The organism is Flavobacterium sp. KACC 22761 (assembly GCF_034058155.1).
Lineage (GTDB): Bacteria > Bacteroidota > Bacteroidia > Flavobacteriales > Flavobacteriaceae > Flavobacterium.
In genome coordinates, this window is record NZ_CP139148.1 from 3,374,722 (window position 1) to 3,399,965 (window position 25,244).

Consider the following 25,244-nt stretch of genomic DNA (forward strand, 5'->3'; position numbering starts at 1 on the left):
GTTATGTTATGAAAACGTAACGGGTAAGTTATTTCTGTTATAGATTTAAACTAAATTACTGATTTGTCGGTTCTTCAGCTTTATGAATTTCAACTGATAATTCTTGTGAGTCATCTTTCAAATCCATCATGATTTCATCGCCAGAATGAATTTTTGAAGTGATGATTTCTTCAGCTAACAAATCTTCAACATATTTCTGAATTGCTCTTTTCAGCGGTCTAGCTCCAAATTGTTTGTCAAAACCTTTTTCAGCGATAAATGCTTTCGCTTTGTCAGTTAAGCTTAATTTGTATCCTAACTCTGCAATGCGAGAATATAGTTTTTTCAATTCGATTTCGATAATCAAATCGATATCAGCTTTTTCTAGTGCGTTGAATACAATTACGTCATCAATTCTGTTTAAGAACTCAGGAGCAAAAGTTTTTTTCAATGCATTTTCGATAATGCTTTTTGAATTTTCATCGGCCTGAGCTGTTCTTGCAGCAGTTCCGAATCCAACACCTTGTCCGAAATCTTTCAATTGGCGTGCGCCAACGTTAGATGTCATGATGATGATAGTGTTTTTAAAGTCAATTTTACGACCTAAACTATCTGTCAAATATCCGTCATCTAAAACTTGAAGCATCATGTTGAATACATCTGGATGCGCTTTTTCGATCTCATCTAAAAGAACCACACAGTATGGTTTTCTACGAACTTTCTCAGTCAATTGACCACCTTCTTCGTATCCAACGTATCCTGGAGGCGCTCCAACTAAACGAGAAATCGCAAATTTCTCCATGTATTCACTCATGTCAATACGAACTAAAGCATCTTCCGAATCAAATAATTCTTTTGCTAAAACTTTAGCTAATTGCGTTTTACCAACCCCAGTCTGGCCTAAGAAAATGAATGAACCAATTGGTTTGTTCGGATCTTTAAGTCCAGCTCTGTTACGTTGAATAGAACGAGCGATTTTTAAAACAGCTTCATTTTGACCAATTACTTTGTTCTGAATCAATTCAGGCAATTGAGCCAATTTGTTGCTTTCTGTTTGTGCAATTCTGTTAACAGGAATTCCAGTCATCATAGAAACAACATCGGCTACGTTATCTTCTGTAACTTCAATTCTGTTGTTCTTAGAATCTTCTTCCCATTGTTCTTGTGCTGTAGCAAGATCTTTTTCGATGCGTTTTTCATCATCGCGAAGTTTGGCTGCTTCTTCATATTTTTGTTTTTTAACAACCATATTTTTCATTTCGCGAACTTCTTCCAACTGACGTTCTAAATCCAAAATTTGTTTCGGAACATCGATGTTAGTGATGTGTACACGTGAACCAGCTTCGTCCATCGCATCAATCGCTTTGTCTGGTAAGAAACGCTCAGACATATATCTGTTCGTTAATTTAACGCAGGCTTCGATAGCTTCTGGAGTATAAGTTACGTTATGGTGATCTTCGTATTTGTCTTTTACGTTGTTCAAAATAGCGATTGTTTCTTCAACAGAAGTTGGTTCTACAATTACTTTTTGGAAACGTCTTTCTAATGCACCGTCTTTCTCGATATATTGTCTGTACTCATCAAGAGTAGTAGCACCAATACATTGAATTTCGCCTCTTGCTAAAGCAGGTTTGAACATGTTTGAAGCGTCAAGCGAACCTGTTGCTCCACCAGCACCTACAATAGTGTGGATCTCATCTATAAAAAGAATGATATCGTCGTTTTTCTCAAGCTCGTTCATTACGGCTTTCATTCTTTCTTCAAATTGTCCTCTGTATTTAGTTCCAGCTACTAAGCTTGCTAAATCTAAAGTAACAACGCGTTTATGGAAAAGAATACGAGACACTTTCTTTTGGATGATACGTAGAGCAAGTCCTTCTGCAATAGCAGATTTACCAACTCCCGGTTCTCCGATAAGAAGCGGATTGTTCTTTTTTCTACGGCTTAAAATTTGCGATACACGCTCAATTTCTTTTTCTCGTCCTACAACAGGGTCTAATTTTCCCTCTTCGGCCATTTCTGTTAAATCTCTCCCAAAATTATCTAAAACAGGAGTTTTTGATTTTTTGTTTGACTTATTGGCGGGATTATTAAAGCTGCTTTCTTTTAGACTGTCATCTTGTCCTGAATCGTCATTGTATGATTCGTTTCTTGGCAAGTTTTCTAAGAATTCTTCTTCGTTTGGAGTCATATTTAAGTACTGTTCTTTAGCTACGTCATAATCTATTTTTAGTTTATTCAGCAGCTTGGTTGTTGGATCGTTTTCGTTTCTCAAGATGCATAACAGCAAATGTGCCGTGCTAATCGATGAACTTTGAAATACTTTTGCTTCAAGAAAAGTGGTCTTCAGGGCTCTTTCGGCCTGTCGGGTAAGATGAAGGTTTTTCTTTTCTGCATTTACTTCAACGCTCAGGTTGGCAGGGCTCAGTATTTCTACTTTTCTGCGTAAATGATCTAAATCGACAGCTAGGTTATTAAGTATATGAATAGCTTTTCCGTTACCATCTCTTAAAATACCTAGCATAAGATGTTCTGTACCAATAAAGTCGTGCCCTAGACGTAGAGCTTCCTCTTTACTGTAGGTAATAACATCTTTTACTCTTGGTGAAAAATTATCATCCATAATATATAATTGGTATTGTAAATTTAGTGAATTACAGTTTTAAAAACAAAAACCATACCCATCGACATCTCCTGTCAGCTAATAGACGAAAAAAAAGACAATAAAAGAGTTAAAAAACGTTTAATTTATTAACTAAAAGCCAAAATAAAGTTGTTAATAAATCATTGAAATAAGTGTAAGGAAATAGCTGAAAAAATTTCAAAAAAACGTATCTTGGCACGCTTTGAAAACTAATATAATTATTTAATATAACAACTTATGTCTGAAGGAGAAAAGTTAATTCCTATTAACATAGAGGATGAAATGAAGTCAGCTTACATCGATTATTCGATGTCAGTAATTGTATCGAGAGCACTTCCTGATGTTAGAGATGGCTTGAAACCAGTGCATCGAAGAGTTCTTTACGGAATGTATGATTTAGGTGTAACATCAAGATCTGCCCACAAAAAGTCTGCGAGAATTGTAGGGGAGGTTCTGGGTAAGTATCACCCGCACGGTGATACCTCTGTTTATGACGCAATGGTGCGTATGGCGCAGGAATGGAGTATGCGTTATTTATTAGTTGATGGTCAAGGTAACTTTGGTTCTGTAGATGGTGACAGTCCTGCGGCAATGCGTTATACTGAGGCTAGAATGCGCAAAATTTCTGAAGAGATTATGGCAGATATCGAAAAAGAAACAGTTGATTTTCAATTGAACTTTGACGATACCATATATGAGCCAAAAGTAATGCCAACAAGAGTTCCTACTTTATTAGTAAATGGAGCAACAGGTATTGCGGTTGGTATGGCAACAAATATGCCACCACACAATTTAACTGAGGTGATCAACGGTACTTTAGCGTACTTAGATAACAATGATATTGAAGTAGACGAATTAATGTCTCACATCAAAGCTCCTGATTTTCCAACAGGAGGTATTATTTATGGATACGAAGGTGTTCGTGAAGCTTTCAAAACTGGTAGAGGCCGTATTGTAATGCGTGCTAAAGTCGGTTTCGAAGAAGTGGACGGAAGAGAATGTATTATTGTTACAGAAATTCCATATCAAGTTAACAAAGCCGAAATGATCAAACGTACGGCTGATTTGGTTAACGATAAAAAAATTGAAGGCATTGCCAATATCCGTGATGAGTCGGATAGAAATGGTATGCGCATCGTTTATATCTTAAAACGTGATGCTACACCAAACGTAGTTTTAAATACTTTATACAAATACACTCAATTACAATCTTCATTTAGTGTAAATAATATTGCATTAGTTAAAGGACGCCCTCAATTGTTGAATCTAAAAGATATGATTCACTACTTTATTGAGCACCGTCATGATGTAGTAGTTAGAAGAACACAGTTTGAATTACGCAAAGCAGAAGAAAGAGCGCATATTTTAGAAGGATTAATTATTGCTTCTGATAATATCGACGAAGTAATTGCGTTAATTAGAGGTTCTAAAAATACAGATGAAGCTAGAGAAAAATTAATCGAAAGATTTAAATTGTCAGATATTCAGGCTCGTGCAATTGTTGAGATGCGTCTACGTCAATTGACAGGTCTGGAGCAGGATAAATTAAGAGCTGAGTTTGATGAGTTAATGAAGTTGATCGAACATTTGAAAGCTTTATTAGCAGATGTTAATTTGAGAATTGATTTGATTAAAGAAGAATTGACTGAAATCCGTGATAAATACGGTGATGAGCGTCGTTCTAAAATTGAATACTCAGGAGGAGATGTAAGTATTGAAGATTTGATTGCTGATGAAAATGTGGTAATTACCATTTCGCATGCAGGTTACATCAAACGTACGAACTTGACAGAATACAAAACTCAAAATAGAGGGGGAGTTGGTCAAAAAAGTGCTGGAACAAGAGATCAGGATTTCTTGGAACACATGTTTGTTGCAACCAATCACCAATATATGATGTTCTTTACGCAAAAAGGAAAATGTTTCTGGATGCGTGTTTATGAAATTCCAGAAGGAAGCAAAACGGCAAAAGGTAGAGCAATTCAGAACTTGGTGAACATTGAAAGTGATGATAAGGTAAAAGCTTTCATTTGTACGCAAGATTTAAAAGACAAAGATTATATCAATACACATAATCTTGTAATGGTAACGAAACAAGGGCAGGTTAAGAAAACTTCTTTAGAGAAATATTCTAAGCCTCGTGTAAATGGAGTTGCCGCAATTACAATTAAAGAAGGTGATGAGTTAATTGGAGCTCAGTTGACAAACGGAGAAAGCCAAATTATCTTAGCGGTTAAATCTGGTAAATTAGTTCGTTTTGAAGAAACTAAAACACGTCCGATGGGAAGAACAGCTTCTGGAGTTCGTGGAATTACTTTAAAAGATGAAACTGATGAAGTAATCGGAATGGTAACTGTTGATAAAAATGATATAGCTGAATCTCAAATCTTGGTTGTTACTGAAAATGGATACGGAAAACGTACCAAATTGGTTGACGAAGATGGAGAAGATGTTTATAGAATTACAAACCGTGGTGGTAAAGGAGTTAAAACACTTAATATTACTGAAAAAACAGGTAAATTAATCTCTATCAACGCTGTGACAGATTCTGATGATCTGATGATTATCAACAAATCAGGATTGACAATCAGAATGGCAATCGAAGACTTACGCGTTATGGGACGTGCAACTCAAGGTGTGAGATTGATCAACTTAAAAGGAAAAGATTCTATCGCTGCCGTAACAACCGTAATGAAAGACGAAGCTGAGGAAGTTGTTGTTGATGAAGATGGAAATGTTATTGAATCTGCAATCGAAAGAGTTAAGCCTGATCTTGATGAAGTTCTTGAAGACGATGGAGCATCAGAGGATGACGATGATGACGCTGATGACGTAGTTGAGGACGAAGAAGAATCTGATGATGAGGATTCGGAAGAATAAATAATTATTAAAAAAATTAAAATTAAATACACAAATTGAATATTATGAAAAGTAAATATGTAATACTTGCTTCAGCATTATTGATTTCAGTAGCTACTTTTGCTCAGAAGGATCAAATCAAAAGTGCTGAAAAAGCGCTAAAAAGCGGTGATGCTCAAGGAGCAATTGCAATTTTGAAAGATGCTGAAAATTTAGTTACAAATGCTAAAGATGTTGAGCAAGCACAATACTATTTTGTTAAAGGAAATGCTTATTTGGATTTAGCAAACAAAAAAGTAGACGAAAGCAAAAACTTGTCTGCCGCTGCTGAAAGCTACAAAACATTAATTGATGTTGAAAAAACTTCTGGAAAACCAAAATATTCAACTCAAGCTGCTGCTTCAATTACTGAAATTAAAGGAAAATTAATCAATTCGGCTATTGCAGATTCTCAAGCTAATAAACATAAGGAAAGTGCGCAAAAACTGTATGACGCTTATCAATTAGATAAAAATGATACGATCAATTTATACTATGCAGCTTCTACAGCGGTAAATGCGCAAGATTATGATACTGCTTTGCCTATGTATGAAGAATTGAAAAAATTAAATTACTCAGGAAAAGGAACTCTTTATACTGCTGTAAATAAAATTTCAGGAAGTGAAGATGGTTTTGCTAATGCAAAAGACAGGGATTTAGCTGTAAAATTAGGAACTCACGAAAAACCAAAAACAGAAGCAGTTCCTTCTAAAAGAGGTGAGATCTACAAAAATTTAGCTTTGATTTTAGTTCAGAAAGGAAGAACTGAAGACGCTAAAAAAGCAATTGCTGATGCAAGAAAAACAAACCCAGAAGATACTTCATTGATTCTTACTGAAGCTAATTTGTATCTTGAAACTAAAGATTTTGACACTTACAAAAAATTAGTAAATGAAGCTTTAGAGAAAGATCCAAACAATGCTGATTTGATTTTTAACTTAGGAGTTATCAGTGCAGGTGCAAAAAACACTGCAGATGCTGAGAAATACTATTTAAAAGCTATCGAAATCAAACCTGACTATGTAAATGCATACATCAATATTGCAGCATTGAAATTAGAGGCTGAAAAACCAATCATCGACGAGATGAATAAATTAGGTACTTCTGCTAAAGATATGAAACGCTACGATGTGTTAAAAGCACAAAGAGAAGGAGTTTTCAAAAGCGTAATTCCTTACCTTAAAAAGGCTAACGAATTAGATCCTAAAAACGAAGATGTTACTAAAACATTATTAGGAGTTTACAGTGCTCTTGAAATGACTGCTGAAGCGAAAGCATTGAAAGCTAAAATGTAATAGCTTTTTCTAAATAAATAAAAAAACCATTCACCACGGTGAATGGTTTTTTTATGCTTTATACTTTCCTTTTTTAACTTTCTAAAGTCGCGTTAAGTGTAATTGTGGTGTTTAGAAGTTTGGAAATTGGACAAATCTCTTTTGCTTTTGCTGCTGTGGCATTGAATTCCGCTTCAGAAATTGAAGGTACTTTTCCTTTTAATTCAAGATGAATCAATGTTATGGTGCCGTCTTCAAATGTTACTGTGGCTTCTGTAGTTAAATCGTCTGCGGTAAAACCTGCGTCATTCAATAAAAAGCTTAATTGCATTGTAAAACAGCCTGAATGCGCGGCGGCAACAAGTTCTTCTGGGTTTGTTCCTACACCGTCTGCGAATCTGGTTTTAAATGACAATTGTGCATTATTTAAAGTTGTGCTTTGTGTACTTATTGTTCCTTTGCCTTCCATGCCGGTTCCTTGCCAGTTAGCGTGTGCTTTTCTTGTAAATTTCATTTTTGTTCTATTTAAAATTAATATTAAATGTTTGTTTGATTGATTGTTAACAGTTGTAACTCAAATATAATCAATATTTTGCAGAATATTTTTGCGGAATTTAATTAGAATGTTAAGTTTTGAGCTTTTGTTGAAAATTGGATTGTATTTTTAACGCTGAGGACACAAAGATTTTCGCAAAGTCTTTTTTTTATACAATTATGAAAGCCCGCAAAGCTATGTCTGAAGATAGCTTTGCGAACTTTGCGTTAAAAAATAAGCACAAAATAAGACGCAAGGATTTTAATAATAACGTTCAAAAAATAAAAATTCCAAATTCCAATCAAAACTATTATGATTGGAATTTGGAATTTAAGAATTGAAATTTAAATGCTATTTTATTCTTGATTTAAATTACGCAACTGTTTTAATTTATCTTTCCACAATTCAAGGCTTTCCTTGTGGATTGCAATGTTTTTACGCACTTCTAAAACAATTGAATTTTCTTTTTTTGCATTTTTTGTATTAGTAAAAAACTGAATGTTGTTTTCTAATTGGAAAATTTCATTTTGAACTTCCTCGATTTTACGCATAATAAAGATTTTTTCATTGTCTAATTTGCGTGTATCGTTGCTGTCTGAAAGTGAATCAATACGATTAGAAAAACGCATCATTTCGCTTTCTTTTTTGCTTAAGCTCAATTTTTCAAAAAGTGCATCCAGGATTTTGTTGAATTTGCCTTCAATATGACGTCTTGAAAACGGTACTTTTCCGTACCCTTTCCAGATTTCGATATGCTGTTTAATGGCATCCAAATCGGTTTTGTGATCTCCAGTAAGTTGATAAGCTCTCAAGATGTCCAAATATGCTTTTTTGTTGTCAAAAGCAGCTACTTCATCAGCATTTTCTTCAGATTTATGTTCTTTTAGCTTGTCAAAATAATGATTGCAGGCATCTTTAAACTCTTTCCAGATTTTATCTGAATATTTTTTCGGAACGTGGCCAATTTGTTTCCACTCTTCCTGAATTTGTTTCATGATTGGAGTGGTAGAACTGAAATCAGTGCTTTCCTGGAGCTCTTTAGCTTTTGCTACAAGAGCCATTTTTTTGTTTAAATTATCGTTTTGATCTTTTTTGATGTCTTTATAGAACGAATTTTTGAATGCATTGAAGTTACGAACTGCGGTTTTAAAAGCGGCCCAAGTTTCTTCATTTACTTCCGAAGGGACTTTTCCTGCTGCGAAAAATTCATTTCTAAGTGCTTCAACTTTTTGGATCTGAACTAGCCATTGCGAATGCGAATTTACTTTTTCAGTTCCTAAAACTTCGATTTTGCCAATTATTTCTTTTTTCACTTCAAGATTTTTCTGCTCGTTTGCTCTTTGGCTTTCAAACAATAATTCTCTCTTGTCGTGGATTTTTTTTGTCAGTTCGCTGAATTTGTTCCAGATTGAATCACGATGTTCTTTAGAAACAGGTCCAATATCTTCTTTCCAAATTCTGTGTAAATCCTGTAGTTCACGGAATGCTTTGCTGATGTCAGTTTCATTAGCCAATTCCTCAACGCGTGTGATGATTTTTTGTTTTTGTTCCAAATTGTATTTGAAATCCAAATCTCTTGCTTCACGGTCTAAATGCAGATAATCATAGAAATTTTCTACATGGAAATGGTAATTGTTCCAAACGTGGTTGTATTTGTCTTTTGGGATTGCTCCAGCATTTTTCCATCTCTCTCTTAATTCATTAAAATGCTTAAGCGTATCTTTGATGTTTTCCTGCGGATTGATAAGCTCTTTTAGCTCTTCAACAATAGCAAGTCTGTTTTCCAAATTTGCTTTTAGATTGGTTTGCAAATGCTTGAAATGAGCATTTCTTTTTTCTCTAAAAACATTATAATATTCATCAAATTTAGATTTTAAAGGAGAATGATATTCAAATTCTTCATTTGGATCTTGTTTTGAAGCGTTGAATTCCTCTTTTTTCTCTTCAATTAAATGATTGTATTGCAGTAAAAATGACTTTTTAATTTCTTCAATATGATCTTTGACAGACATTACTTTGTCTATTTGAATCAGTTTTCTTAATTCATCAACAAGAGCATCTAATGTAAAAGTGTCATAATCCTTCATAGGAATATCATGACGCTCTTTCAGCGTTTCATCTTCACTTTCTTCTGCATTAGAATTTGTAATCGCGTCTAACGCTTGTTGATGATCATTTTCTTCAACAATTACGGTTTCTACTGGTGCAGTTTCTGTTTCTGAAACTGAATTTTCAGTAGTTGTTTCATCGCTTGATGCATCAATTGCGTCTTCTTGAATAGAATCAGTAGTATCGATTCCTAATTTTCCGTCTGCTTCTTGCAGGTTATCATTCTTTTCTTCTAACATCTTAAATGTATAAGGTTTGTACTTTAAACAGTGCGAAAGATAGTAAAGGTGTTTCTAAATACAAAATAAATCACTTGTTTATGCTTTATTTTACGATGAAATTCTTATTCTTTGCTCTGTTTTGCAAGTGTGATATATTAATTTTTACTTTTTCTTTAAATGAAGTGTAAATTTTAATTTCTTATAAATTTTGGAAAAAGAAAGGAAAAAAAGGCGTCAGATGATTAAAATTATTGTTTATCTAAAATTAAAATAAAATTAACAATCCCATTTCTACTCCAAAGTTATATGATTTTTCTCCACCAAAAGCTACGCTGGGGTGCACGTAAGCCAAATTAGTAGGTGTGATTTTTCGACCAAATTCTACAAAAGCATTATTTTGAAATCCGTCCAGAACATAATTGTATCGAAAGGCTACATCGGTTGCAATCCAGTTTTTGCCAAAGAACCATAGAAAATTGTTTTCGAGTATGGTTACGCTAACATCACTTCGGTTGCTAGAACCTGCAAAACTTTGGGAATGTTCCATGTCAGAAATCCATAGAAACTTTTTTTGTTTAAAATATCTTGCATAAAAAACTGCTGGTATAACAACCCATTTTCCGCTTCCAAAACTTGGATCGACGGCTGAGTTTGCCGTTACTCTAGTTCTAACGGCAAAACCTTCATTTTTTTTAAAGTAAGGAATGTAGCTAATTCCGGCGCCAACATCGCCAAGACCAGTTTGATTAGTAGAATTTGAATTGGTTGAAATTAAAGGAAGATCAAATCGAAGATTCCAAGATTTATTTCCAATAGGGTGTAAGACACGTAAATTAGTGGTGTTGAAGGAACCGTTTTTCGTGTCTAGATATTCATTGTAAAGTAAAATAGTTTTTAAGAAATAATTAAAACGAGGTTCGTTAAATGGTCCCTCGCTTCTGTTGATATCTTCATCTTGTGCTTTGACAACAAATGAGAATAGAAAAAACAGAAAAATGTAAAGTAATTTTTTTTTCATAACTGTCTGCAAATGAGTAGACTAATTTACAAAAATTACTTTAACATTTTAACAGTCACCATTTTTTTATTTGTTCCATATTTTCCAAGCTTTTTCAGCTTGAAAAATTAACATATCATAACCATTTTTTATAATTGCACCTCTTTCTTTAGCATTTTTCAAAAACTGAGTCTCCGCCGGATTGTAGATTAAATCGCAGGCAATATGTTTTTCTGTGAAAAATTCATAAGGCAAGTCAGGACAAGCTTCAATGTTTGGGCTTGTTCCTATTGGGGTACAATTGATTATGATTTGAAAATTATCAAAAGTTGTTGCATTGATCAAGCTATAATCAATGATGTTTTCTCTAGCTTCACGAGATACAAAAACATACGGAATGTCAAGTTCATCAAGTGCAAAAGCTACACCTTTTGAAGCGCCTCCGGTTCCTAAAATCAAAGCTTTTTTATGATGTGGTTCAAGTAAAGGCTTTAAGGATTTTTTGAATCCATAATAATCAGTGTTGTAGCCTTTCAATTTACCTTTTTTGGTGAATTTAATGGTGTTTACAGCGCCAATCAAAGTGGCTTTTGTTGAAAGTTTATCTAAAAAGGGAATAACTTGCTCTTTGTAAGGAATGGTAACATTCAAGCCTTTCAAATCAGGATTGTTTTTTAGCAATCCTTTGAAATGGCTGATTTCAGAAATGTCGAAGTTTTCGTAGGTGTTGCCCGCAAAAACTTCGTTGTTGAATTTTTCTGTAAAATATCCTTTTGAAAAAGAGTAACTTATATTACGGCCCAATAAGCCAAATCGTCTTTTTAGAGTATCAATCATCCTTATTTCTTATGTTTTTCGATGTAATTTTTAACCATTTTTTTTGACCATACTACAGGGAACAAGTCCTCGATTAAGATGTAATTGTCAAAGTTTAAACGCAATCCATTACTTAAATGGAATTTTGCTTTTGTATTGTCTTGAATCATGAAATACAATCCAGCTAATCGGTACTCAATTTCGTTTTCTTCTGGAAAATATTCTGATGCTTGCAATAATGTCTGAATCGCACTTTCAAATTCGCCAAGAAATTGAAGAATGTCAACCCAAAACAACCAAGTGTCTAGTGCATAATCTCCAAATTCTACTGCTTTTCTATATCCAAATTCAGCTTCTTCAAAAAAATTCATTTGTTTATTGATTGTCGCGTAGCGTTTCCAGTACAAACGATTTTGATTGTCAATTGCCAAAGCTTTGTTTACAAAAAACAATGCTTTTTGGAAATTTTTCTGGCGCATATAAAAATCAGTAATCGCAATCCATCCTTTATCCAAAAGCGGATCTTCGTGAACGGTTTGATTATAATACTGAAGCGCTTTTACCGCATTTCCAAGTTTTTCGTAACATTTTCCAATACGCAATAAAGCATATGATGTTGCATCATCCAGCTCAATTGTACGATTGTAGCTTTCAATTGCTTCGTTGTATTTTTTAAGACGTTCATAAGCTTTCGCTTTTTCCATAAACGCGCCTAAAAATTCATCATCAATAAGCGTTGCATAGTCAAAAGCGCGAATTGCGGCTTCATATTCTTTTACGCCATAATGCAAGCGTCCAAGCTGATGCCAGGCAATTTCACTATACGGATTTCTGTTAATATATTCGTTAAGATAAACGATAGCTTCCTGATTTTGGTCTAAAAATTCAAAACAGTACACTACGTTGTATAAGGCCGACTGGTCTTCTAAATCTTCTTCAAGACATTTGATGAAGCTGTCTTTTGCCATCTCAAGATTATCCATAAAAAGATATTCCATTCCAATCAAGTTGTACACATCAGCATAATCATCTGTATATTGCAAAGCAATTTTCAGTAATTCTACAGCTTTTTCGTGTTGATCTCTTTTAGAGCAGATATTGGCTTTCTGGATATAAATTTCCTCGTTGTTCGGTTCAATTGCATACAACTCGTTTAAAAGCTTCTCGGCGATATCGAGTTTGTCGTCGTAAACCAGCATTTCTACTTGTACTAATTTTAAGCCTGTAGATTTTGGATGCTGATCTAATGCAAGTTTTAAGGCTTTTTTTGCTAAATTGGCCTTGCCTATATCTAAATAATGAAGAATAATTTCTTCAAATTCTTCAGAATCAAAAAAGAGTACTTTGTTAGTTTTTAACATCGACTCAAATTTGGATAGAGATAGGTTATAATCTTCTTCTTCGTTGCTTAATTGCATACTTTCTCTATTTGAAATTAGCCTGTTATAAATTTAGGCAACCATATAATTGTTGTAAGGAAAGGGAATTAATTGTTTTGAACAATTTAATTAACAAAATATGATGTTTTTTATTCGGTTTTAGGAAGAAATATCCTTTATTCTTAAAGGATTAACTTCGTTTTTGTTCTTTTTTATTTTCAAAGATGAATTTTATTCAATTGAAAATGTGTTGTTTATTATTTGATGTCGTCGTGTTGAAATTTGAAAAATCATCTCAAAATTGAGTTATTTTTGTTTTTCCAATATTTCATCCATCACAGCCAAAATTGTTGCACAACCTTCTCTAATTTCATCTTCTGAAATGGTCAAAGGAGGCGTTATTCTGATCGCACATCCTTCAAATAAAAGCCAAAATAAAATCAATCCTTTGTCTTGGCAATTTAAGATGACTTCATTTGTAATTTCAGCCGATTCTGTCATGGCGGCCAACATCAATCCTTTTCCTCTTACTTCTGTTATCAAAGGATGTACCAAAAGCGATCTGAAGAGTTTTTCCTTCTCAAGCGTTTCTGCCATTAAATTTGTTTCAGTTAATTCCTGCAAAGTAGCAAGACAAGCTGACGCAATGACAGGATGTCCTCCAAAAGTTGTGATATGTCCTAATTTGGGATTTTCGGTGAGCAGATCCATTTTTTCGGCAGAAGCAGTAAATGCGCCAACTGGCATGCCGCCTCCCATTCCTTTTCCCATTACCACAATATCTGGTACGACGTCATAGTTTTGAAAACCAAAAAGCTTTCCTGTTCGCCCGAAACCAGGCTGAATTTCATCAACAATCATCAAGGCTCCAACTTCATCACAACGCTTGCGGACTTTCTCCAGATAATTGTTTTTTGGCTGAATAAATCCAGCGCCTCCTTGTATGGTTTCTAATAAAATTGCAGCTGTTCTAGTGGTTATTTTTTGTAAATCTTCTTCATTGTTGAAGGTAACAAAATCAACATCTGGAAGAAGCGGTCTAAAAGCTTGTTTGCGCTCTTCAAAACCCATAACGCTCATAGAACCCATTGTGTTTCCGTGATACGCATTATGGCAAGAAATCAATTGGCTGCGTCCCGTGGTTCTTTTGGCTAGTTTTAAAGCGCCTTCAATCGCTTCTGTGCCAGAATTTACCAAATAAGTTTTGTTTAAAGATTCAGGTAGGAGCGAAGCCATCAATTTGCAATATTGAACCGCCGGACTTTGTGAATATTCGCCATAAACCATAACATGCGAATATTTGTCCAATTGATCTTTTATCGCCTGATTGACACGTGGATGCTGGTGCCCAAGCGTACAAGCAGAAACACCTGCAACGAAATCTAAATATTTTTTATCGTTTGTATCGTAAATATAAGAGCCAATGGCGTGAGAAACTTCCATTCCTAAGGGATAAGGAGAAGTTTGTGCCTGATATTTTATAAAATCTGGATTCATTTTTTTTAAGGTTCAAAGTGGCAAAGGTACTAAGGGACTAAGTTTTTTATTTTTGGCTTAGGTTAATTTTGCACCAAGATTAAATTTTCTATACTAAATTTCTAGAAAAAGGTCAAGTAAGCTGAAGACTGAGACTGAAAACCGAATACTATTTCGAAGTTTTTGCTGGAGCAGTTTTGGCAGCAGGTTTCTTTTTATCGTAATTCAAGGTTTCTTTCCTGACTTTCATCGGGATGTCTTTGCCTTTTTGTTCTTGCTCTTTTCCTTCTTTTACTAATTTTTCGTTTAGTTCATTGTCTTCATCGGTAAAAATATCATCTTTAGATTTTATTCGTTCATCACCGCGCCAATGCAAACCTCTAAGTTTTCGTGCATTTTCAGGCAAATCGGCTTCAGGATATAAATCTCCGTCGACGTTTGTAAAAAGAGTCAGAGTTTCGATTTGATTGTCTTCAATAATCAAATTGATTTTACTGCTCACGCTTTTGTCGATTCCAACAAGCTCATTTTGATCATTTCGACTATAGTAAATTACTTCGGTGTTTTTGATAATATCAACATTGTGAAGTTTTCCATCTTTGAATTTTCCAAATAAATTGAGCCCTTTTACCTGGTTAAATCCAGTTCCTAATGTGTCCCGCGAGACTAGAAAAGTGTTGTTCAATACTTTTAGCGAATCTATTTTTTTGGTATTGTTATCGCCAATCAAATGCATAACATCACCCGTAATTTGGCTTTCTCCACTCCATAAAATAGGATTTCCTATCAATTTTGTTAATGCAGTTTTAGAGTTTGAATGAATCGAATCACATTTGCCGCTCATATCCGTTTTATAGAAACGAACATTATTATAAGCTCTTAAAATTCGTTCACCTTCTTTTCCAGTCACCATTAATTTTTTTCCATGAATGTAAACTGAATCATTTTCGACAAAATTTACGGCAACAGCTCTTTTGGTTACAAACATCGAATCTTTCAATTTGTAAATTTCGGCATAATGCCCCTTTACAATACCACGATTTATAGAGTCGGTTATTTTTACATTTCGAGTTGCCGATGCAAATTCAATATTCCGGTTATAATACAAACTATCGCCTTCAATGCGCCTATCGTCATATTTTATGTATGATTTTCGGAGAAAATGAGCGAGGTTTTTCTTCGTATCATAAAAACCTTTTTCGGTATAAATATAATTGGCTTTGCTTGTAATAGTCGAAGGTCCGAGTAAATAAGTATGTCCAGAATTGCTGTAATAATCCAAATGATTTGATTTGATTACGTATTTCGGATTGGTAATCGTTACTTCGGTTAAAAATTGGAATTTTTTCTCCTCCACAAAATAGCGCCCTGATTTGCTTACCAAAGTGTTGTCTTTGTTGACAATTGTTCCTTTTGTATTGTAAAAAACCTGCTGTACATTTCGGTCAAAATTAATTGTATCGGTTTGCAAAGTAGCATCCGGCGAAGTCATTACTGCGTCTCCAGTAGCAAACGCTTTTTTCAGGTTTCCGTTGTATTCGGCATATTTGCTGTTTAAGTATAAAGTATCACCTTGTACCAATTGTACATTTCCAAATGCTTTTAAGTAATTTTCTTTTTGAAAAAAATAGGCTTTGTTGCAGGTCAAAACCACTCCATCATGGTTTATTTTTACGTTTCCAGTTAATAAAACCGCATCTGGTGCTATTTCCTGGTTGACGTCAGAAAAGTCAGCGTTCTCGATAATTATTTTTTTAGCTCCCGGCTTATTTTTTGATGCCTGTGCAAAACCAAATTGCACAGCTAATAACAGCAGACAAAAAGATATGAAAAAGAGTGATTTCTTCAATTGATTAAATTTTTGTCAAATTTATGAAAAAGGTTACAACCATATAATGTTATTAGGATTAATTTATATTTTTAGGTTCAGAGGCCCAAACGGGCAAATGTCAAAGTTTTAAAATGATTTTTTTTACATTTTTATTGATTTTTAAAGAGTTTTGTGTCTTTGTAACTTTGAACCTCTGAATCTTAAATTTATCAACAAAATAACCAACTCTCACGTTGTAGTAAACTGTTTTTTGCTGATTCTCAAACAATTTAAAATCAGTTTTATTTGAGTTTTAAAAATTAGAGTAAATTTAGGAAATGATTTTCAGAACCAAATTTTATTCTGAAATCTTAAAAAAGACTGATTTTATAAAGAATATGATAAATAAACGATTTTTTGCTGCGGGAATGGCAGCAAGCATGCTTTTTACGGCATGTAAAACAAAAGATTTAAAAATGAGTAATGTCAAAGAAGAAAATGCTCCAGCAAATAAAGTTGTAGTTTATCAAGTTTTTACACGTTTGTTTGGAAATAAGAATACAACAAATAAACCTTGGGGTACAATCGAAGAAAATGGCGTTGGAAAGTTTAATGATTTTACTGACAAAGCGCTTCATGAAATTAAAGATTTAGGGGTAACATACATTTGGTACACTGGCGTGCCTCATCATGCATTAGTGCGAGATTACACCGCTTTCGGAATTTCGAATGATGATCCAGAAGTGGTAAAAGGACGCGCGGGATCACCTTATGCGGTTAAGGATTATTACAATGTAAATCCTGATTTGGCAGTAAATCCAGCGAACAGATTGCAGGAATTTGAAGCTTTGATTGCGCGCACGCACAAAGCAGGTTTGAAACTCATTATTGATATTGTTCCAAATCATATTGCGAGAAAATATGAAGGGAAAAATAATCCCGAAGGCGTAAGAGATTTTGGTGCCGATGATGATGTAACAGTTGAATACAAAAGAGATAACAACTTTTATTATATTCCGAATGCTTCTTTTGAAATTCCTGACGGAGATGTTCCTCTAAATGGAGAAAAAAATTCGTTGATTGATGGTAAGTTTGCAGAAAATCCTGCGAAATGGACCGGAAATGGTTCTAGAAAAGCAAAACCAGACCAAAATGATTGGTACGAAACCGTAAAAGTAAATTATGGGGTTCGTCCTGATGGTTCAAAAGATTTTCCTGAGCTTACTGCAGGGTTTGATCAAAAATCATACAAAGAACATTTCGCTTTTTGGCAAGATAAAGATGTGCCAAGTTCATGGAAAAAATTCAGAGATATTGCTTTGTATTGGACGGCAAAAGGTGTTGATGGTTTTCGTTATGATATGGCCGAAATGGTTCCTTATGAATTTTGGAGTTATATGAATTCGGCAATTAAAATGAAAAATCCAGATGCTTTTTTATTAGCCGAAGTTTATAATCCGAACGAATATCGAAATTACATTCGTTTAGGAAAAATGGATTATTTGTATGATAAAGTTGAAACGTATGATAAACTCAAAGATGTAATTCGAGGAAAATCGTCACCAGATAGTTTGTCAGATATTCAAAAAGGAATGGCAGATATCGAGCATCATATGCTTCACTTTTTGGATAATCATGATGAGCAACGTTTGGCAAGTCCGGAATTTGCGGGAAATCCAGAACGTGGAAAACCTTTGATGGTTGTTTCGACAACAGTAAGCACTTCGCCTACAATGATTTATTTTGGACAAGAAGTAGGAGAGGCCGGAAATGAAGATGCTGGTTTTGGAAAACGCTCGAGAACTTCAATTTTTGATTATATAGGAGTTCCAAATCATCAAAAATGGATGAACGACGGAAAATTTGATGGCGGAAAGTTATCTGATTCAGAGAAAAAGCTGCGTGATTTCTATAAACAATTATTGAATTTTTCGATTAACAGTTCGGCTTTAATGGGAAGTTTTCAAGAAATCCAATCTGTTAATCGCCAGAATACAGGTTATGACGAATTGATTTATTCGTACACAAGATGGTCTGAAAAACAAAAACTAATTATTGTTGCTAATTTTTCATCTGAAAAAACAAGCGAATTTGAGTTGAAAGTGCCTGCTGATGTTATCTCAAAATGGAAATTAAAAGACGGTTCGTATGTTTTGGTTGATAAATTGTATTCAGAAAATAAAACCTATTTTACGGTGAAGAATGGAGAAGGAGTGGCGAGAGTCAAAATCAAGCCTTCAGAATCATTTATTTTTGAAGTGAATTAAATTCACACATTAAATTTTATTGAAAACAGGTTTAGGAAGAGATTTTCTAAACCTGTTTTTGTTTTTTTAAACGGCCACTAAAAGTGACAAGATTTCTTTAATTGAAAATTGAGCACCGCAAACAAATTCGTCTGATGCGCCGTAATACATTGTTAGCGTGTCGCCATCAGGTTCTATAATGTGTCCGTTGGTAAAAACTACATTTCCAAAAAAGCCGCTCAATTCATAATCAGTTGTTGGAAACATAATTGGGTCTTCGGTTCTTGAAATTACTTTTGAAGGATCTTCCAAATCCATTAAAAAAGCGCCTAAACAATACAAATGATGCTCATTTGCGCCATGGTAAATTTCCAGCCAACCTTTTTCTGTTTTTATAGGAGCAGCTCCGGCGCCAACTCTTATGCTATCCCAGAAATTTTTGCGGGTTTTGATAATACATTTATGATTTCCCCAATGAATGCCGTCTGGAGAGGAAGCAATCCAGATGTAATTGCCACCAAGATCAACGCTGCTAGGGCGGTGCAAAGCATAGAATAATCCGTTTATTTTTTCTTCAAAAATAGCGCAGTCTTTATTGTGCGGAGGCAAAATCATTCCGTGTTTTTGAAAGACTTTCCAATCTGTCGTGGTACGCAATCCAACTCCAACACCATTTTCTGAAACAGATGTAAAAGTCAAATAATATTTTCCTTCTAGAAATGAAACTCTACAATCTTCAATCCCGAAAGTTTCTAAAATTCCTTCGCCAACTAAATGCGGATAATTTTCTGGCTCATAAAAATGATGTCCGTCTTCACTGCACAGCAATCTAATATGCGAAAGTGTTGTTAGATGGTCAACTCCTTGAAAATTGATTACTCGCGCATCTGTGGCAATCAATTCTGGATGATCTTTTAAAATTTCAATAATTTGGATGGTGCCAGTTTCAGTTAAAATTGGAAAGGAAATAATGTTTTCAATTTGTTTTGGTCTTTCGGCCACGCGCACGGCCAGCCATATTTTATTTTGAAACAGAAATACACCCGGATTTAAAAGACAGGTGATTTCTAATCCTTCTCTGCTTGGAGGAATATCTGTAGGAGACAATAGTGGATTTTCGATAAAACGGTTGGCAATATCTTTCATGTTTTCTGAAAATAAACATTAAGATATAAAAAAAAGCTGATACATTTTTGAGTATCAGCTTTTTTATGATTTATACTTTTTTGACTTTCTTCAAAGCCTCGACGTAATTTTCGTTTACTTTTTCCCAATTTATATGTTTGTAAAAAGCATCAATATAACTTCCTTTTCTGTTTTGGTAGTCCAAATAATAAGCGTGTTCCCACAAATCAATTCCTAAAATTGGAGTTCCGGGAATCAAAGCATTTTTCATTAAAGGATTGTCCTGATTGTCTGTTGTGGTAATTTGCAATTTGCCATAACGATCAACGACCAGCCATACCCAGCCAGAACCAAATTGTTTTTCAGCCTGTGTTTTAAATTGGTTTGTCAAATTGTTGAATGAGCCAAATTCCTTATTAATCGATCCTGAAAGTGTATCTTTTGGAGTCTGCTCTTTTGGAGTAAGCACATTAAAATATAATGTATGATTATAATAACCTCCAGCATTTTGACGAAGCTTCGCATTGCTAAGATCCATTTTCTTCAGAATATCTTCGATTGGCATATTTTCATACTCAGTCGCAACGATTTCTTTGTTTAAATTATTCGTGAACGTAACATAGTGTTTAGAATAATGTGATTCTAGAGTTAGCGAACGAATATCTGGTGCTAAACCGTCATAACCAAATGACAGTTTTGTAAGTCCAAAGGAGCCCGGATCTATAGTCACCTGATCTGGAGTCCCGATAGTAATTTTTTCTTCTTTAGTTGGCAGCGGAACTTCAACAACTTCAGTAAGTTTATTACCGTCATTACAAGAAAATAATACAAAAAATGAAGCTAAAATGCCAAAACGAGTAATGTTTCTCTTCATGATTAAGTTATTTTGATGTTAGTGAATTGATGATTTCGATATAATTTTCTTTTGCTTCTTCAATAGAAATATGACTAATTTGCATCCAAGCATTTGTTTTGAAGGCGTCCCTCAAATCAAAATTTTGCGACTGATTGTAAACTGCTGTTCCAAATGTAGCTTGTTTGTAATATGCATAAAGCCTTAACTGCACATCTTGTGGCAGCGAGGCTTGAGTCATTTGCATGGCAGTTTTAACAGCCTCTGAAAAGCGTGTATCTAAATCTTTTTCAGTCATTAAGCTTTTTTAGCTATAATCGTTTTTCCGCCAATTGCTTTTTGGCCTAAAACCACATCAATTGGTGTGCCTAAAGGTAAAAATAAATCTACTCTTGAGCCAAATTTTATAAAACCAGCATCTGTTCCTTGAACAACCTGCATTCCTTCTTTTGCATAGTTTACAATTCTTCGTGCCAAAGCTCCGGCGATTTGTCTGTAAAGAACAGCTCCAAAAGTATCATTTTCGATAACTACAGTTGTTCTTTCGTTTTCTTCACTTGCTTTAGGGTGCCACGCCACCAAAAATTTCCCTGGATGGTATTTACTGAATTTTATAATTCCGTCCATTGCGTAACGTGTTACGTGTACGTTAATTGGAGACATAAAGATAGAAACCTGTAAACGTTTGTCTTTGAAATACTCGCCTTCGTAAACTTCTTCAATAACTACTACTTTTCCATCAACTGGTGCAAGAACATGATCGCTGTTGCGAATTGCAATTCTTTTAGGATTTCTAAAGAATTGTAAAATAATAATCAAAACTACTACGCCAAAAATTTGAACTAGCATTCTAAGCCATGTGATATCAATAAACTTTTCAGCTATTAAAAGCAAGGCTACTGCAAAAACGGTACCTATTAAAATCGATGGTCCTCCTTCTTTATGAAACATAATATAAAATTTGATAAAATAAAAATATAATTGGTGCTACAAATATAACACTATCTAAGCGATCTAAGATGCCTCCGTGTCCGGGCATTATTGAGCCACTGTCTTTTACGCCAGCAATTCGTTTAAACTTGGATTCAATCAAATCTCCAATTGTACCAAAAATGCTCACAATTACAGCGATTATGGTCCAAATTAAAATTGATTTGCTGCTAAATTCTGGATTCGGCTGAATGTACAATTTTGATATTAAAAAACCTGCAAAAGCGGCAAAAACGGCACCACCCAAAAATCCTTCAACGGTTTTTTTAGGAGAAACTCTTTCAAACAATTTGTGTTTTCCCATTGATTTTCCAACCAAATAAGCAAAAGTATCATTGGTCCAAATCAAAATGAATAAGCCTAAAATGATTTTTGGGTTATAATCATTGGTTCCAAAAGAGATTTTGACGATAAAAATAAAAGGAAGTGTAATGTATCCTAATAAATATAAATATTTTGATGAAGTACTTATTTTTTGAACGGAATCATAAAATAAAAATAATATGCATTTTATTGAAACCACTATAGTAACGGCGAGCAAGATTAAATCTAACTGCTTTATATTGATATTTAAATCCAAATTAGATCTTAGAGCATCATTCAAAAACAAAGTAATTTCTTTGTTATAATGACTAATCAGCAAAACCGATGCATAAATCAACGTTCCAAAAACAATTGAAAATATTTTGTTCAGATTGACTAGATTACTGAATTCGTAAATCGTGATAATCAAGAATACTCCAAAAAGAATAATAAAGCTTTCAGTCGAAAACAGAATAGAGGTAAGCAGCAAAGCGATATAAACAGCACCAGAGATGGTTCTCTTCAATGTTTCGTTCATCTTAAAGATCTTCTAAAAGCAGTAAATAAAGATTTTTGGCAACACTTCCGTATTGTGTAAAATCTTCCTCTTTTGCCTTTTCGAAATATTTTATTGTGGTAATGTTGGTTGGATAGTCACGTTCGTACTTGCGTTTAATTGCGCTCAAGCCGTCACTTTTCATTGGTAAAATTTGGCTAGTTGTAGCAATTATGACAATGTTTGCAGGAAGTTCATTAGGTTTATCCTGTCTGATTTGTTTGGAAGAAAACAAAATTGAACCTTCGTCAGCAATTAAGTTTTCGCATGAAGCCAATAAAAATCTTGGATTTCTTGGTGAAATGTAAGTGAGCTTATTTTCTTCTAATAAATGAAATAAAGCAGGTTCGTAACACAAAACTTCGTTTTCAAACCAATCATTTTCTTCTAATATGTTTTCAAATTGTTCAGCAACTTCTTGTGTGTTTTCACAATACAAAAATTTACCGCCATTTTTCTTAAAGTTAAAAATGAATTGTTCGTCTATAGATAAATGACTGTTCTGAATAGGATTTCCTCCGTATTCGCTTTCGTGCTCTTCGTCTGAAGCAGATTCACTCGAACCAAATATTTTTTTGAAAAAATTCATTTTTATATGAAATACTTTACATGTTAATTGAAAACGTTCAAAGATAAAAAAATCTTAATTCAAAAGGCGATTTTGAATTAAGATTTTAAAAAATATTACATATTTCAGTACAATTTACGAAACTACTTCTTCTAGATTTTTGTCAAAAGTTCGTTTTCCGAAAATTGTTTCTAAGTCATCTTTAAAAATAACTTCTTTTTCTATCAGTATATCAGCAAGTTGGTTTAACTTGTCTTTGTTTTCTTCAAGAATTTGAATAGCTCTTTGATATTGGCCTTCAATTAATTCTGAAATTTCTTTGTCAATTACTTTTGCAGTTTCGTCAGAATAAGGTTTAGAGAAATTGTATTCGCTTTGTCCTGTTGAATCGTAATAAGTAACATTTCCGATTTTATCATTCAAACCATAAATCGTTACCATCGCACGAGCCTGACGTGTTACTTTTTCCAAATCGCTTAATGCTCCTGTTGAAATTCGGTCAAAAGTTACTTTTTCAGCAGCTCTACCGCCCATTGTAGCGCACATTTCGTCTAACATTTGATCTGTTCTTACGATTTGTCTTTCTTCTGGAAGGTACCATGCAGCTCCTAAACTTTGTCCACGAGGAACGATTGTTACTTTAATAAGTGGAGCAGCGTGCTCTAACATCCAGCTCACAGTTGCGTGACCCGCTTCGTGAATCGCAATTGCTCTTTTTTCGTCTGGAGTTATGATTTTATTTTTCTTTTCAAGACCACCAATGATTCTATCAACTGCATCAAGGAAATCTTGTTTGTCAACAGCATCTTTATTATTACGAGCAGCAATTAATGCAGCTTCGTTACACACGTTTGCGATATCAGCACCAGAGAAACCTGGAGTTTGTTTTGCCAAGAAATCAAGATCAAGGCCTTCCACTTTTTTGATAGGTGCTAAGTGAACTTTAAAGATTTCAGCTCTTTCGCGAATATCTGGTAAGTCAACAAAAATTTGTCTGTCAAAACGTCCTGCACGCATTAATGCTTTATCAAGAACGTCAGCTCTGTTTGTTGCTGCTAAAACAATTACGTTTGAGTTTGTACCAAAACCATCCATTTCTGTCAATAATTGGTTCAAAGTATTTTCTCTCTCGTCGTTTCCGCCAGACATATTACTTTTTCCTCTTGCTCTACCTACAGCATCAATTTCGTCGATGAAAATGATAGCAGGAGATTTTTCTTTTGCTTGTTTGAATAAGTCACGTACACGAGATGCACCAACTCCTACAAACATTTCAACGAAATCAGAACCTGATAATGAGAAGAAAGGTACTTGAGCTTCACCCGCAACAGCTTTTGCTAATAAAGTTTTACCAGTTCCCGGAGGCCCTACAAGTAAAGCTCCTTTAGGGATTTTACCTCCTAAGTTTGTATATTTTTCTGGATTTTTAAGGAATTCAACGATTTCTTGAATCTCTTCTTTTGCACCTTCTAGACCAGCAACATCTTTAAATGTTGTTTTGATATCTGTTTTTTCGTCAAAAAGTTTTGCTTTAGATTTTCCAATATTGAAAATCTGTCCACCTCCGCCAGCGCCTCCGCCAGACATTTTACGCATGATGAAAATCCAAACACCAATAATGATGATAATTGGAAGCAGACTGATTAAGATGTCGCTCCAATTGTTTTTCTGCAAGAAATTGAAATCTTTTAATTTTCCTTCACTAACCGCTTTTTCAAGTTTAGTTTGGAAAATTTGATCGTTACCAATTTCTAACGTATAGTGCGGTCCTTTATTTACATTTTTAAAAATGTCTTTAGAAACCTTCTCGTTTGCTTTGTCTTTTAGCGCGGCAGCTGTCAGGTAAACTTCAGCTTCGGCTTTATTATAAACGATAACTTTTTCAATTTGGCCTTTTTCTAAAAGGGTATTGAATTTAGAAGAAGTCAATTGAGCAGGCTCGCTTAAGTTAGATCCTCCGGTTGCAAAACTTATAAATAAAAAAACTAAAAGTATTGCGGTATATATTAACCAAGGACTTATTTTAAATTTATTCGGATTTGGATTATTATCTTTAGCCATTAGAAAAATTTTCTTTAGTATTTGTTTTCGATTGTAGTTATTTTGGCGTCACCCCAAAGGCTCTCGATATTATAGTATTCGCGAATGTGTTTCTGGAAAACATGTACCACGATATGCACATAATCCATCAGAACCCATTCTGCATTATCGGTTCCTTCTACGTGCCAAGGTTTGTCTTTTAAGTCTTTAGATACTGTTTTCTGTATAGAGTTTACTATGGCGTTAACTTGAGTGTTTGAAGTTCCGTTGCAAATAACAAAATAGTCGCATACAGCGGTATCTATATCTCTTAAGTCAAGAATATCGATATCATTCCCTTTTACTTCTTCAATCCCTTTGATTATGTTCGCCAATAGAACATCATTATTAATAGTCTTTTTCGCCATGAATTATTTTTATGAATT

At 34.2% G+C, this 25,244-nt stretch carries 19 protein-coding genes; 3 read left to right on the top strand and 16 right to left on the bottom strand.

Annotation, left to right across the window (positions count from 1 at the left end; translation table 11 throughout):
• Window positions 1-55: 55 nt before the first annotated feature.
• Entirely contained in the window at window positions 56-2,602 is a 2,547-nt protein-coding gene (locus SCB73_RS14645; protein ID WP_320566954.1) for an ATP-dependent Clp protease ATP-binding subunit, read from the bottom strand.
• A 258-nt stretch (window positions 2,603-2,860) separates the two neighbouring features.
• On the opposite strand from SCB73_RS14645, the gene gyrA reads away from it, so the two are divergent.
• Together gyrA and SCB73_RS14655 are read left to right on the top strand one after the other, a co-directional pair.
• Window positions 2,861-5,503, top strand: coding sequence for a DNA gyrase subunit A (gene gyrA / locus SCB73_RS14650; protein WP_320566955.1), 2,643 nt, complete (start codon window positions 2,861-2,863; stop codon window positions 5,501-5,503).
• Between the two features lie 44 nt (window positions 5,504-5,547).
• Window positions 5,548-6,816: a tetratricopeptide repeat protein gene (locus tag SCB73_RS14655; protein WP_320566956.1), complete on the top strand. Its 1,269-nt coding sequence runs from the start codon at window positions 5,548-5,550 to the stop codon at window positions 6,814-6,816.
• A gap of 73 nt (window positions 6,817-6,889) precedes the next feature.
• Here SCB73_RS14655 and SCB73_RS14660 read toward each other — a convergent pair whose 3' ends face one another.
• The 7 genes from SCB73_RS14660 to SCB73_RS14690 form a co-directional block, all read right to left on the bottom strand.
• On the bottom strand, window positions 6,890-7,309 hold the full coding sequence (locus SCB73_RS14660) for an OsmC family protein (protein ID WP_320566957.1): 420 nt from the start codon (window positions 7,307-7,309) through the stop codon (window positions 6,890-6,892).
• A gap of 377 nt (window positions 7,310-7,686) precedes the next feature.
• Window positions 7,687-9,678: a DUF349 domain-containing protein gene (locus tag SCB73_RS14665; protein WP_320566958.1), complete on the bottom strand. Its 1,992-nt coding sequence runs from the start codon at window positions 9,676-9,678 to the stop codon at window positions 7,687-7,689.
• 247 nt (window positions 9,679-9,925) lie between these two features.
• A complete protein-coding gene (locus SCB73_RS14670) occupies window positions 9,926-10,678 on the bottom strand; it encodes a lipid A phosphoethanolamine transferase (RefSeq protein WP_320566959.1) in 753 nt (250 codons plus the stop codon).
• Window positions 10,679-10,744: 66 nt separating this feature from the next.
• Entirely contained in the window at window positions 10,745-11,494 is a 750-nt protein-coding gene (locus SCB73_RS14675) for a shikimate dehydrogenase family protein (RefSeq protein WP_320566960.1), read from the bottom strand.
• 2 nt (window positions 11,495-11,496) lie between these two features.
• Window positions 11,497-12,891, bottom strand: a complete 1,395-nt coding sequence (locus tag SCB73_RS14680; protein ID WP_132990273.1) for a tetratricopeptide repeat protein — start codon at window positions 12,889-12,891, stop codon at window positions 11,497-11,499.
• A gap of 267 nt (window positions 12,892-13,158) precedes the next feature.
• Window positions 13,159-14,349 (bottom strand): aspartate aminotransferase family protein, encoded by a 1,191-nt coding sequence (locus tag SCB73_RS14685; protein WP_320566961.1) that lies wholly within the window; start codon window positions 14,347-14,349, stop codon window positions 13,159-13,161.
• Between the two features lie 148 nt (window positions 14,350-14,497).
• The gene (locus SCB73_RS14690; RefSeq protein ID WP_320566962.1) at window positions 14,498-16,177 is read right to left on the bottom strand and encodes an OstA-like protein; all 1,680 of its coding nucleotides are present in this window, start codon (window positions 16,175-16,177) and stop codon (window positions 14,498-14,500) included.
• A gap of 359 nt (window positions 16,178-16,536) precedes the next feature.
• On the opposite strand from SCB73_RS14690, the gene SCB73_RS14695 reads away from it, so the two are divergent.
• Window positions 16,537-18,405, top strand: coding sequence for an alpha-amylase family glycosyl hydrolase (locus SCB73_RS14695; RefSeq protein WP_320566963.1), 1,869 nt, complete (start codon window positions 16,537-16,539; stop codon window positions 18,403-18,405).
• A 66-nt stretch (window positions 18,406-18,471) separates the two neighbouring features.
• Here the strand turns inward: SCB73_RS14695 and SCB73_RS14700 are convergent, their stop codons facing one another.
• The 8 genes from SCB73_RS14700 to rsfS form a co-directional block, all read right to left on the bottom strand.
• Window positions 18,472-19,530, bottom strand: a complete 1,059-nt coding sequence (locus tag SCB73_RS14700; protein ID WP_320566964.1) for a glycoside hydrolase family 130 protein — start codon at window positions 19,528-19,530, stop codon at window positions 18,472-18,474.
• Between the two features lie 70 nt (window positions 19,531-19,600).
• Window positions 19,601-20,383 (bottom strand): superoxide dismutase, encoded by a 783-nt coding sequence (locus SCB73_RS14705; protein WP_320566965.1) that lies wholly within the window; start codon window positions 20,381-20,383, stop codon window positions 19,601-19,603.
• A 7-nt stretch (window positions 20,384-20,390) separates the two neighbouring features.
• Complete coding sequence (locus tag SCB73_RS14710) at window positions 20,391-20,660, bottom strand: acyl-CoA-binding protein (protein WP_320566966.1); 270 nt, start codon at window positions 20,658-20,660, stop codon at window positions 20,391-20,393.
• A complete protein-coding gene (locus SCB73_RS14715; RefSeq protein WP_320566967.1) occupies window positions 20,660-21,313 on the bottom strand; it encodes a phosphatidylserine decarboxylase family protein in 654 nt (217 codons plus the stop codon). Before SCB73_RS14715 ends, SCB73_RS14710 begins: the two co-directional genes overlap by 1 nt.
• Window positions 21,303-22,193 (bottom strand): phosphatidate cytidylyltransferase, encoded by an 891-nt coding sequence (locus SCB73_RS14720; RefSeq protein ID WP_320566968.1) that lies wholly within the window; start codon window positions 22,191-22,193, stop codon window positions 21,303-21,305. Before SCB73_RS14720 ends, SCB73_RS14715 begins: the two co-directional genes overlap by 11 nt.
• Before the next feature lies 1 nt (window position 22,194).
• Window positions 22,195-22,800, bottom strand: coding sequence for a lactate utilization protein B/C (locus tag SCB73_RS14725; RefSeq protein ID WP_320566969.1), 606 nt, complete (start codon window positions 22,798-22,800; stop codon window positions 22,195-22,197).
• A gap of 114 nt (window positions 22,801-22,914) precedes the next feature.
• Entirely contained in the window at window positions 22,915-24,840 is a 1,926-nt protein-coding gene (gene ftsH / locus SCB73_RS14730) for an ATP-dependent zinc metalloprotease FtsH (protein ID WP_320566970.1), read from the bottom strand.
• Between the two features lie 14 nt (window positions 24,841-24,854).
• Window positions 24,855-25,226: a ribosome silencing factor gene (gene rsfS, locus SCB73_RS14735; RefSeq protein ID WP_026729351.1), complete on the bottom strand. Its 372-nt coding sequence runs from the start codon at window positions 25,224-25,226 to the stop codon at window positions 24,855-24,857.
• Between the last annotated feature and the right edge of the window lie 18 nt (window positions 25,227-25,244).

Bases quoted from the DNA above. Each gene is read 5' to 3' on its own strand.
- SCB73_RS14700 (WP_320566964.1), bottom strand. From the start codon at position 19,530: ATGAAAGATATTGCCAACCGTTTTATCGAAAATCCACTATTGTCTCCT.
- SCB73_RS14675 (WP_320566960.1), bottom strand. From the start codon at position 11,494: ATGATTGATACTCTAAAAAGACGATTTGGCTTATTGGGCCGTAATATA.
- rsfS (WP_026729351.1), bottom strand. From the start codon at position 25,226: ATGGCGAAAAAGACTATTAATAATGATGTTCTATTGGCGAACATAATC.
- ftsH (WP_320566970.1), bottom strand. From the start codon at position 24,840: ATGGCTAAAGATAATAATCCAAATCCGAATAAATTTAAAATAAGTCCT.
- SCB73_RS14660 (WP_320566957.1), bottom strand. From the start codon at position 7,309: ATGAAATTTACAAGAAAAGCACACGCTAACTGGCAAGGAACCGGCATG.
- SCB73_RS14695 (WP_320566963.1), top strand. From the start codon at position 16,537: ATGATAAATAAACGATTTTTTGCTGCGGGAATGGCAGCAAGCATGCTT.
- SCB73_RS14715 (WP_320566967.1), bottom strand. From the start codon at position 21,313: ATGTTTCATAAAGAAGGAGGACCATCGATTTTAATAGGTACCGTTTTT.
- SCB73_RS14710 (WP_320566966.1), bottom strand. From the start codon at position 20,660: ATGACTGAAAAAGATTTAGATACACGCTTTTCAGAGGCTGTTAAAACT.
- SCB73_RS14645 (WP_320566954.1), bottom strand. From the start codon at position 2,602: ATGGATGATAATTTTTCACCAAGAGTAAAAGATGTTATTACCTACAGT.
- SCB73_RS14725 (WP_320566969.1), bottom strand. From the start codon at position 22,800: ATGAATTTTTTCAAAAAAATATTTGGTTCGAGTGAATCTGCTTCAGAC.
- SCB73_RS14670 (WP_320566959.1), bottom strand. From the start codon at position 10,678: ATGAAAAAAAAATTACTTTACATTTTTCTGTTTTTTCTATTCTCATTT.
- SCB73_RS14655 (WP_320566956.1), top strand. From the start codon at position 5,548: ATGAAAAGTAAATATGTAATACTTGCTTCAGCATTATTGATTTCAGTA.
- SCB73_RS14720 (WP_320566968.1), bottom strand. From the start codon at position 22,193: ATGAACGAAACATTGAAGAGAACCATCTCTGGTGCTGTTTATATCGCT.
- SCB73_RS14705 (WP_320566965.1), bottom strand. From the start codon at position 20,383: ATGAAGAGAAACATTACTCGTTTTGGCATTTTAGCTTCATTTTTTGTA.
- SCB73_RS14685 (WP_320566961.1), bottom strand. From the start codon at position 14,349: ATGAATCCAGATTTTATAAAATATCAGGCACAAACTTCTCCTTATCCC.
- gyrA (WP_320566955.1), top strand. From the start codon at position 2,861: ATGTCTGAAGGAGAAAAGTTAATTCCTATTAACATAGAGGATGAAATG.
- SCB73_RS14680 (WP_132990273.1), bottom strand. From the start codon at position 12,891: ATGCAATTAAGCAACGAAGAAGAAGATTATAACCTATCTCTATCCAAA.
- SCB73_RS14665 (WP_320566958.1), bottom strand. From the start codon at position 9,678: ATGTTAGAAGAAAAGAATGATAACCTGCAAGAAGCAGACGGAAAATTA.